General features: G+C 66.1%; 9 protein-coding genes. 1 reads left to right on the top strand and 8 read right to left on the bottom strand.

The annotated features are described in order from the left end of the window. Nucleotides 1-62: 62 nt before the first annotated feature. The 8 genes from VJ307_06285 to VJ307_06250 all read right to left on the bottom strand — a co-directional run bounded on the left by VJ307_06285 (nucleotide 63) and on the right by VJ307_06250 (nucleotide 9,270). Complete coding sequence (locus VJ307_06285) at nucleotides 63-503, bottom strand: Hsp20/alpha crystallin family protein (protein HJX73748.1); 441 nt, start codon at nucleotides 501-503, stop codon at nucleotides 63-65. Further along, nucleotides 500-1,366, bottom strand: a complete 867-nt coding sequence (galU, locus tag VJ307_06280; protein ID HJX73747.1) for a UTP--glucose-1-phosphate uridylyltransferase GalU — start codon at nucleotides 1,364-1,366, stop codon at nucleotides 500-502. Before galU ends, VJ307_06285 begins: the two co-directional genes overlap by 4 nt. Then, nucleotides 1,363-3,396: an ATP-dependent DNA helicase gene (locus VJ307_06275; protein HJX73746.1), complete on the bottom strand. Its 2,034-nt coding sequence runs from the start codon at nucleotides 3,394-3,396 to the stop codon at nucleotides 1,363-1,365. Before VJ307_06275 ends, galU begins: the two co-directional genes overlap by 4 nt. Before the next feature lie 12 nt (nucleotides 3,397-3,408). Next, nucleotides 3,409-5,382 carry an ABC transporter substrate-binding protein gene (locus VJ307_06270; protein HJX73745.1) on the bottom strand — a complete coding sequence of 658 codons (1,974 nt, stop codon included), beginning with the start codon at nucleotides 5,380-5,382 and terminating at the stop codon, nucleotides 3,409-3,411. A 44-nt stretch (nucleotides 5,383-5,426) separates the two neighbouring features. Further along, a complete protein-coding gene (gene dnaJ, locus VJ307_06265; protein HJX73744.1) occupies nucleotides 5,427-6,533 on the bottom strand; it encodes a molecular chaperone DnaJ in 1,107 nt (368 codons plus the stop codon). Beyond that, a complete protein-coding gene (locus tag VJ307_06260; GenBank protein HJX73743.1) occupies nucleotides 6,520-7,140 on the bottom strand; it encodes a nucleotide exchange factor GrpE in 621 nt (206 codons plus the stop codon). Before VJ307_06260 ends, dnaJ begins: the two co-directional genes overlap by 14 nt. Before the next feature lie 73 nt (nucleotides 7,141-7,213). Beyond that, nucleotides 7,214-8,251 (bottom strand): heat-inducible transcriptional repressor HrcA, encoded by a 1,038-nt coding sequence (gene hrcA, locus VJ307_06255; protein HJX73742.1) that lies wholly within the window; start codon nucleotides 8,249-8,251, stop codon nucleotides 7,214-7,216. Between the two features lie 125 nt (nucleotides 8,252-8,376). After that, the gene (locus VJ307_06250; protein HJX73741.1) at nucleotides 8,377-9,270 is read right to left on the bottom strand and encodes a radical SAM protein; all 894 of its coding nucleotides are present in this window, start codon (nucleotides 9,268-9,270) and stop codon (nucleotides 8,377-8,379) included. A gap of 380 nt (nucleotides 9,271-9,650) precedes the next feature. Here VJ307_06250 and VJ307_06245 point away from each other — a divergent pair. Then, nucleotides 9,651-10,537: sensor domain-containing diguanylate cyclase (locus VJ307_06245; protein ID HJX73740.1), on the top strand; the 887-nt coding region annotated here is incomplete at its 3' end.

The following is a 10,537-nucleotide window of genomic DNA, read 5'->3' as shown; positions in this document are numbered from 1 at the left end:
GCGCCTTGCTGGCGCGGCGCATCGACGCTCTCGGTGCAACAAGCTATTTACGAGACGGTACACTAGTCCTCCGCCTCTATCCTGATGCGTTTCCTCTTGCCGCGCCGCTCCTCGCACTTGGGGATGCAGAGCACCAGAACGCCGTTCTTAAACTCCGCCCTCGCCAACCCCTTGTTCAGGCAGCCGGTCAACTCGAAGCTCCGGCGGAACTTCCCGAAGGTCCGCTCGACGCACAGGAAGGAGGCATCCTCCCCGCACACATCCCGCATCTTCTCCCCGAGCACCTCGATCGTCCCTCCCTGCACGAAGACCGCGACCTCGTTCCTCCCCACGCCGGGAAGCTCCAGCCGGATGACGAGCTCCTCGGTGTTTTCGTTGACATCCGCGGGGGGCAGGAACGCCGGGTCCCCGAACAGATCGAGGAACGTCACCCTCCCCACGCTCTCCCGGAGGATGACGGCCTCCCCCTCCTCCCGGTCCCTTCTTTTGGGCGTTTTGCTCATCTCTTTCTCTCCTTGGCAAGGAAGGCGCGCAGGCCCGGCCCCAACTCCGGGTCCTTCAGGGCGAATGCGATGTTGGCCATCAGGAAACCGAGCTTGTTCCCCGCGTCGTACCGAACCCCCTCGAACTCGTACCCGAGCATCCGTTCCCGGGCGACCAGCGATCGGAGCGCGTCGGTGAGCTGGATCTCCCCCCCCGCGCCGGGACGGGTCGCCACCAGAGCGGGAAAGATGGCGGGAGAGAGGATGTACCGGCCGATGATCGCCAGGTCCGACGGCGCCTTGGCGGGCTTCGGCTTCTCGACCAAGTCCAGCACCTCGTACACCCCTTCCGCGACTCTCTTTCCCTTTATGATGCCGTACCGCGAGACTTGATCCCGGGGCACCCGCTGGATCGCGAGGACCGAGTCGGCGCTGTATCTCTCGTAGACGTCGATCATCTGGCGGAGCACGGGGACCTTCGAGTCGATCACGTCGTCGGCGAGGACGACGGCGAACGGCTCCTCCCCGACGATGTCCATGGTCCGCAGGACGGCGTGCCCCAGGCCGAGAGGCATGTGCTGCCTCACGTAGAAGAAGTCGGCCAGGTCCGTGATCGCCCGGACGATGGCGAGCTGCGCGCCGTCCCCCTTCTTCTGGAGAAGGTCCTCCAGCTCGTAGGCGACGTCGAAGTGATCCTCGATCGCGTGCTTTCCCCGGCCGGTCACGATGATCATGTCCCGGATGCCGGCGGCTCGCGCCTCCTCCACGCCGTGCTGGATGAGCGGCTTGTCCACGAGAGGCAGCATCTCCTTGGGAGAAGCCTTCGTGGCCGGAAGGAACCGCGTTCCGAAACCCGCCGCCGGAAATACCGCCTTTCGTATCATCGCCTTTTCCTCTCCCTGCCCCCTTCCCGTCCCTCCCGGAAACGACGGAAGAACTCCGACACCACGGTCCGGTCGCGGGTCCAAGGCATCGCGGGGAGGTTATCCCGGAAGATCGCCCCGTATCCTCTCGTGATCACCCTGTGGTCGAGGAGGGCGATCACCCCGAAATCGTCATATCTCCGCAACAGACGCCCGATCCCCTGCCGCAGCGCCAGCACCGCCTCGGGGACCTGGTAGTCGTAAAAGGGGTCCCCCTCCTTCTCCCGGATCGCCTGGATACGGGCCGTCACCACCGGGTCGTTCGGCGGGGCGAAGGGGAGTTTGTCGATCACCACGCAGCGAAGCGACTCGCCGGGAACGTCGATCCCCTCCCAGAACGTCCCGGTACCGATCAGGACCGTGTCCGCATCCTCCCGGAACGCCTTGAGGAGGTGCGTTCGGGGGGCCTCTCCCTGGACGAGCAGCGGGTGAGGCCATATCCCCCTCAATCCCTCCACCAGCGCGCCGAGCGTCCGGTAACTCGTGCAGAGAACGAGCCCGCCGCCGCCGGACAAACCCAGGATCTCCGCGATTTCCCTGGCCGCGGAAGCCGGAAACCCCTCGTCGCCGGGATCGGGAAGGCCGGCAGGCACGTAAACCAGCGCTTTTCCAGCGAAGTCAAACTCATTATCCACGATCAGTTCCTTTGCGGCAACCTCGGCAAGGCCCACCCGTTTCCGGAAATAGGAAAAGGTCCCGGAAACGGACAGGGTCGCCGAGGTCAACAGGACCGGGAAGCCCCCGCTCCACAACCCTTCGGCGAGAAAGGGCGAGACCTCGACGGGAGTTCGCTGCAGCGACACGGCGTTCCCCCGGCGTTCCCCCCACGCCACGGCGGTCGCCGGATCCGATTCGCGGAGGAGCCCGAAGTCCCCCGCGAAGGAATCGACCCTGCGCAGGAGGGCCTCCGCCTCCCCCGCCGAATCCTCGTCCAGGAACAGGGTTCCCGGAGTGGAGGAGAGGGCCCGGGACAGCTCCTCCCCCGTCCGCAGGAGATCCGCGGAGAGCCGGTCGAAGATCCGGTCCGCACCCGGCCGCGGGAGAAAGAACCTTCCCTCGCCGCTTCCCGCCGAGCGGAACAGCGCATCGGCGGTCCTCCGGAACTCCTCCGCGGCGGGAGGAATAAGCCGCCACCCCTTCTCATCCCTCCGGGCGGCGCGAGTGAGATCCCGGAACAGTTCCAGGGCCCGGGCGAGCGAGACGGACACTCCGAAAAATGAGGAAGCGACCTCCTCGATGCCGTGGGCCTCGTCGAAAATCACGGCGTCGGCCGGGGGGAGGACTTCCCCGCCCCGGCCCATCCCCCCTCTCCCGGACGGGTCCGGCGCCCCCTCCCTCTTCCTCCGGATCGACAGATCGGCAAAGTAGAGGTGGTGGTTCACCACCACCAGGTCCGCCGACTGGGCGCGGCGACGGACTTCCGCGAGGAAGCACCGCTCGGTTTCCGGGCAGGACGAGGGGTCGCACATCTCGCTCCGGGCGTTGACCTCCGACCATGCGTGAAAATCGTCGGGAATGCCCGGGCATTCGGAGATATCCCCAATCCGCGTCGTCTCGGCGAAACGGCGCATTCTCTCGTAGTGCCCCGCCTCCCCGGGAAACTCGAAGAGCGGCTCGGCGGCGAAGCGCTTCCACCGGCGGCGGCAGAGATAATTCCCGCGGCCTTTCACCACGACGCAGGAAAAGGAGGACCGCAGCGTCTCCCGGACGAGGGGGACGTCGTTTTCGACGATCTGCTGCTGGAGCGTCTTCGTCCCCGTGGAAACGACCGTCTTGCGCCCCGACAGGACGGAGGGGATCAGGTAGGCAAGCGTTTTCCCGCTGCCGGTCCCCGCCTCCGCCACCAGGGTCTCCCCGCGGGCGAGAGCGCCCGCCCAGGCCAGGGCCAGCCGCAACTGGCCGGGCCTCGGCTCGAACCCGGCAAGCGCGCGGGCGAGCGGGCCGCCTGCGGCGAAGACATCCCTTACCTCCTCTTCGAACCGGTTCCTCATGGGGGAAGAGAGCTAGGGCTCCGGGACCGGGATGAAGTTCCCGAGTTCCACGGCCAGGAGGGAAACCTTCCGGCGCACCTCTCCGGCGGGCCCGAACTGGAACGTTCCGGTGACCCCCCGGAATGTCCGTAACCGGACGATCTTCCCGCGGGTTTCCTCTTCCGCCGGACGGGAATCGTTCGCGGCCTCGAGGCGGGACGATTCCGCCAGAAGAAGGGCGGCGTCATACCCCATCGCCTCGAAGCGGGAGGGGCTGCGTCCCAGCGCCTCCTCGTACTCCTTCCGGAACATCTCTCCCGGAGACCCCGCCCCCCCGCCGGCGTAGTCCACGGAGAACACGGAGCCGTTCACGGCATCCTTGGCCTTCCCGAGCAGTTCCTCGTTGTTCCACCCCGAAAAGCCGGCCAGGGGAAGGTAGATGTTGTAGAACCGGAGTTGGGAGGCGAGGAGAAACACCTTTTCCCAACGGTCCGCGATGAGGATCGCATCCTGCGGCAGTTTCATCGCCGCACCCTTCTCCTTCCCGGAGGAAAAGCGGGAGAAGGCGGCGTTTCCCACCGCCTTGCGTATCACGCCCGTGAAATCGCTGGTTTCCGGGCTGTAGGAAACCGTCCTGCCCACCCGGACGCCCGTCTCCCCGGCTGCGGCGGCCACCGCGTCCGCGAACCCGCGGCCATAGCCGTTATCCGGGTGGAAAAGGATCAGGTCGTTTCTCCCTTTCCTCGCCAGATGGGACAGGACCGCGCGCGCCTCCTGCCTCGGGGTGAGCCCGAACGAGTAGAGGAACGGCTTCTCCGGGATCGTCTTCTGCCCCAGGTAGAGGACCGGGGGAGACTTCGGATCGAAGACGGCGCTCACCGAATGCCCTTCCTCCCCCGTGAGCGGCCCGATGAACCCGATCACGGACCTCTCGGCGAAGGCCATCTGGAACAGCACGCGGGCCCTCCCGGGCTGTCCTTCCGTGTCCATCCAGCGCAGCACCGGAGACAGGGGCTCCGCCTCCTGGCTGCGCGAGCGGCGGATCGCCACTTCCGCCCCGCAGAGCACGGCGAACCCCAGGTCCGCGTACTTCCCGCTCAAGGGGACGAGCCCCGCGATCTTCGGCCGGGAACCGAGGAACTTCTCCAGGCGGGACACCTGCCGGGCCGCTTCCTCGCCCGATGCCCCTCCGGTGCGGGATGCCCTCTCCAGGGCGAAGGCTCCCATACCGGAAAACCCTCTCCGGACCGCCAGCCGGCCGAGATGCAGGTACAGGTGGGCCCGGATCTCGGAATTCTCCTCCGACTGCGCGGCATCCCAGAGCGCCGGGATGTCCGCCAACCCGTCGATCAGGGCGTTCCGTTCGTCCGCGAGACGCCGGGTGACCCCGGGATCGGCCGCCGAGGAGATCGCCCGGGTGTATTCGGACAGCGCCAGGGAGATCTTTCCTTCCCGGGCGTCCGCGCGGGCCATCCCCGAAAGGAGTTCCGACGAGTCCGCGTCGATGTATCCCTGGTCCAATAGATACGCCGCGGCCTGGCGGGCCTCGGTATCCCATCGCAATTCCCGGTAGATCCGGAACTTCCGATCCATCGCGGAGAGAACGAGGAAGCGCGCCCGGGACAGAAGGACCGCCTTGTCCGCCGCGTCGAGGGCCTGCCGGAACTCCTGCCTCGCCAGGAGCAGGTCGGCGACCCTCATCCAGACGAACCCCTTGCGCTCGTCGTCGGAAAAGTTGTACGCGAGGTCGAGAAACAGGGAGAGTGCCTTGGCGGGGTCCCCGGACCGGAATTCCGTCTCGGCGTTCCGAAGGAGGGCCAGGGGAACGATCCCCCCCGGGGTTCCTCCCTTCCCGACCGTCGTCCCGGCCGGGCGTTCCACCGGCACCGTATCGGAAAGCGACCCCAGAAAGGGCGGCGGCTCCTCCCCGCGCGCCGGCGTCAGGAGGAGAGCCAAAATGAGGAAGGCCAGGCCGGGGAAGGCGCGCGCCCGTCGCGCCGGACCCACCCCGATGGCCGGACCGGATCCGCCGCGCGGCCCGGAGGCGGAGCTCAACCGAAGATCTCCTTGACCTTCTCGAAAAAGGTCCGGGATGCGGACCCCGGCGAATGCTCGCAGATCTGCTGGAACTCGGCCAGCAGTTCCTTCTGACGCTTCGTCAGTTTCTTCGGCACGTCGATCAGGACGCGCACCACGAGGTTCCCCCTGCGGTGGGAATTGATGACCGTGACCCCCTCTCCCCGGATGACGAACTCGTGCCCGGACGGCGTACCCGGAGGGATGGTGATCTTTTTCCTGCCGGAGAGCGTGGGCACCTCGATCTCGCTCCCGAGGGCCGCCTGCGAGAAGGTGATCGGCACCTCGCAGAACAGGTCCGCCCCCTTCCTCGCGAAGAACGGATGGTCCCCCACCGAGATCACGACGTAGAGGTCTCCCGCGGAGGCGCCTCCGCGCCCGGCCTCCCCCTCTCCCCGCAGTTTCAGGCGGGTCTCGTTGTCCACCCCGGGGGGCACCTTGATCTTGAGCGGCCTCTTTTCCTGGACCATCCCGCTTCCGGCGCATGCGGGACAGTGCTCCTTGATCACCTCGCCCGTGCCGCGGCACCGCCCGCACGTCCGGGAAAGGGAGAAAAACCCCTGCTGGACGGTCACCTGCCCGCGGCCGTTGCATGCGCCGCACCTTTCCGGGCGGGTCCCCTTCTTCGCCCCCGTCCCCGAGCACTCCCGGCAGGACCCGGTCCGGGGGACCACGATCTCCTTCTCGGTCCCGAACACCGCCTCCTCGAACTTGACGGCGAGGTTGTACCGGAGGTCCGCCCCCCGGCGGGACCGGTCGCGGACCCCGCCGAAAACGGACCCGAGCCCGAAGAACTCGTTGAAGATCTCCTCCACGCCTGCGAAGCCGAATCCCCCGAACCCCTCGAACCCCTGGCCGGACGGCGCCGCGTGGCCGTACATGTCGTACTGCTCCCTTCTCTGCGGGTCGGAGAGGACGGAGTAGGCCTCGTTGACCTCCTTGAAACGCTCCTCGGCCTCCTGGTTGCCGGAGTTGCGGTCCGGGTGGTATTCGAGGGCGAGCTTCCGGTAGACCCTCTTCAGGTCCTCGAGGGTGCAGGTCCTCTGCACGCCGAGCACATCGTAGTAATCACGTCTCTCCATCTGCGCTCCCCTGCGCGGAACAGCCGGGCCCGTCGCCGCCCTCCCTGCCGGGCGGTCCGGACTCCGGCGCCCCATGCGCCACGGTCACCTGGGAAGGGCGGAGAAGACGCCCGTTCAGGAGGTACCCCTTGCGGCTCTCATCCAGAACCGTGCCTTCGGGCTTTCCCCCCCACGGGACCCTGGCGATCGCCTCGTGCAGGTTCGGGTCGAACGGCTCCCCGACGGCGGATATCTGCTCCAGCCCGAACTTCCGGAGCTCGGCCAGGATCTGGTCGTATGTCATCCGGACACCGGAGGAGAGGGCCCCTTCCTCCCCGGTGGATCGGGATCGGGTGATCGCCCGCTCCAGGTTGTCCAGGAAAGGCAGAATCGCGAGGAGGATCCGCTCGTTCCCGAAGGAGACGATCGCCTCCTTTTCCCGGGCCGCTCGCTTGCGGTAATTGTCGAACTCCGCAGCGAGGTAGGCCAGCCGGCTTTTGACGCGGGCGAGCTCATCCTCCTCCGGTTCGGAGCAGACCTCCTGCTCCCCCGGTTCCGCCGCCTCCGGAAGGATCTCCCCGGCGGCCTCTCCGGCATCCTGCTCGGGACTTTTTTCCTTCTTCGTCATATCCGATGCCCCTCGTCTCGTCGAGATGGGACTTCCTTTCCGCTTGTCCGATTGCGGGGAACCGGCCGCGCCGCTATCGTTGCTCCAGGACGGAGCTCAAGACACGGGCCGTGTATTCCACGAGGGGGATGACCCGCGAGTAATCCATGCGGACCGGGCCGATGAGCCCGATCCCTCCCATCGCGTTTTCCCCCTGGTGATATCCCGAGGCGACCACCGCGATTTCGGGCAGATCCTCCACCTGGTTCTCGGAACCGATGGAAACCTGGATGGCGTCGCTCTCGAGCGCGGCGTCGAGAAGCCGCAGGATGATATTCTTCTCCTCGAAGGCGTGGAGGATCCGCTTGAGCTTATGGACGTCCTCGGCGAACTCCGGCTGCTCGAGAATGTTGGCCCGCCCCTCGATGTAGACTTCCCCGGGAACGGCATCGGCCAGGGCCTTGGATCCGAGCAGGAGGGCCTTGCGCATCAGGCGGTCGTAGCGCGTCTTCTCCTTCTTCATCTCGTTCAGGATCTTCACGCGAAGCTGGGGAAGGGTGAACCCCACCGCCATCTCGTTCAGGTAGGCGTTGATCTTTTCGAGCTCGTCGGACGTGAGGCGATGCTCTCCCTCGATGAGGCGGTGCTGGACCCAGCCGCCCTGGAGCACGGCCACCAGCAGAATCCTTTCGCTGGACGCGCGGAGGAAACCGAGGGACCGGAGCACCTGGTGCAAGTACCGGGAGACGACGACCACGCACGCATGCCGGGAGAGGTTCGACAGAAGGCGGCTGGCGTGGCGCACCACCTCGTCCGCGCCGGCGCTCTCTTCCCCCGTCACCTGCTGGAGCAGGTCGCGTTCGGACCTGGCCAGCTGGCGCCTTGCGAGGAGGTAGTTGACGTAATACCGGAAGCCCGCGCCGGTGGGGATGCGCCCCGCCGAGGTGTGGGGCTGGCACAGGTACCCCATCTCCTCGAGGTCCGCCATGATGTTCCGGATCGTGGCGGGCGAGAGGACCTGCCCCATCTTCTTGGAAATGGTGCGCGAGCCGACGGGCTCCGCCGATTCGATGTAATCTTCGACGATGAGGCGAAGCACCTTCGCTCCTCGGTCATCCAGCACTGCCGTCATTTTCCCTTTCCCGGGGAGGAATTTAGCACTCGAACAGGAAGAGTGCTAAATTGTAATGTACCAACCCGGAGCGACCGGTGTCAAGGCGCGGCGACCCTGCGGGGCTCCCCGTTTCCCCTGCGGCCCTACACTGCGTCCAGGCGAACCATCCCTTTTTCGAGGGCGTAGTCCCGCGCCTCCCGCCACTCGCTTTCCGAGGTGCGACGGCCGATCTCCGGAAACTCGAGTGCCCGCCCGCACGGGCGGTACTGGTTCATCAGATTCAGGTAGGTGTCCTTCCCGATCCCTTCGGCGAGAAAGTCGATCACTTGGCGGGTCGTCGAGGCCTCCCCGGGCATGACGAGGTGGCGGACGAGAAGCCCCCGGCGGGCGATTCCGTGGCGATCGAGGGAAAGAGGCCCCACCTGACGGGCCATCTCCGCAAGCGCCGCGCGTACCACCTCGGGATAATCCGGGGCGTCGCAGTACCGCGCCGCCGCCTCCGCGTCGAGGAACTTGACGTCGGGCATGTAGATGTCGACCACCCCCTCGAGCTGCCGCAGCGTATCGACGCTTTCGTACCCCCCGCAGTTGTACACCACCGGGATTGCCAACCCGCGCGACGCGGCTATGGACAGGGCCTCCAGGACCTGGGGCGTCACGTGCGTCGGGGTGACCAAATTCAGGTTGTGGCAGCCCATCGAACGGATCGAAAGGAAGATGCCGGCGAGCCTCTCCGCGGACTCCTCGCTCCCCTCGACCTGGTGGCTGATCTCGTAGTTCTGGCAGAAGACACACCGGAGGTTGCAGCCGGAGAAGAAGACGGTCCCCGAGCCTTTGTACCCCACCAGGGGGGCTTCCTCGCCGAAGTGGGGGCCGAACGACGCCACCGCGGCGTTCTTCCCGACGCCGCAGACGCCCCGTTCCCCCTCTTTCCGGTTCACCCGGCAGACCCGGGGGCAGATGTCGCACTCCGAAAGCCTCGCGGCGAGATTCGCCGCCCGTTCGGGCAGGTCGCCGATGTCGGGAAAATCGGTCATCCCCTGGATCCCGGGATCGCGGAGGGGTCTCCCCTTTCCGGTCCCGGGTTGTTGTTCCTCCGCGCGATTGGGGCCGCCCGGCGGATGGGTCATTCCCCCATCCGGCCGCGCCACCGTTGCCCTGTATTGTACAGGGACGGAAGGGCCGCCGCAAAATCGCATTTCCGGCCTGTCGCATTTCCGGCCGTTGGGAAGGCCTTGGCCCGGAGGAAGGCGGAGAGTACGTTCGCGATTTTTCCGGGATCGTAAACAGGGATGTTTTTTTCCGCCCTCTTTGTTGTTACTATCATCCCGAACGGGAATCTCCCCCACTGCCTCCCGGAGTAGGAGGGCGAGGGATAGCGCACCGGATCCCGGAAAGAGGAAGGGTTACAGAGGCGATGGGCCAGGACCTGTTTTCCCCACTGATAGCGGTGGTCGCCATGGCGGGGACCTTATTGGGGTTCATCATCGGATGGCTGATCCGCCGATCCACGCAGACCGAGAGCAAGACGGAAACCGAGCGTCTGCTGCGGAGCTATCAGGAACTGACCAACGATATGACCAAGACGCAGGCGGAACTCCAACGGAAGAGGGAGATCGCCACCCGGATCCCGATGATCGTGAGGAGCCTGACCGGGAGGTTGGCCATCACCGCCATACCATCGATCGCCGTCCGGTTCATGAAGGAGTTCTTCCACGCCTCCCAGGTCGGGTTCTTCGCCCCGGCCAGGGGGGAAACCCAGCTCACTCTGGTCGAGGGAGTCGGTTTCCCGGCGAACTGGAAAGGAAAGATCCGCATCAGCCCCGATGACGGAATCCTGGGGATGGCCCTTTCCAACCGGGTCGTCACCACGAAGGAAGATCACGTCTCGTCGAAAACACAATGGCCGGTGGGGTTGAACTCCCTGGAAAGGAACGGGATCATGCCGGATCTCGTGGCCCCGGTGACCATGGATTCGGAGGTCGTGGGCGCCCTCGTGGTGGTTTCGAGCGAAATCCGCCTGAGCGAGGAAATCGCCTTCGCATCGATGATGGCGGACCTGCTCGGCAACTCGTTCCAGCACGCCACGACGATCGAGTCGGCGGAGCAAAGCGCAGCGATCGACCCCCTGACCAAGGTCTACTCCCGGGGATATTTCACCCAGCGGTTCGAGGCGGAGTTGCGCCGCGCCCGGAACTACTCGCATCCCCTGACACTCCTCCTGTTCGACATCGACCACTTCAAGAAGGTCAACGACACGTACGGGCACCCGGCGGGGGACCTCATCCTGGTCAAACTGGGACA

The organism is Candidatus Deferrimicrobiaceae bacterium, assembly GCA_035256765.1.
Lineage (GTDB): Bacteria > Desulfobacterota > Deferrimicrobia > Deferrimicrobiales > Deferrimicrobiaceae > CSP1-8.
The sequence above is the reverse complement of the archived record's forward strand: the minus strand, read 5'-3'. Positions and strand labels throughout refer to the sequence as shown.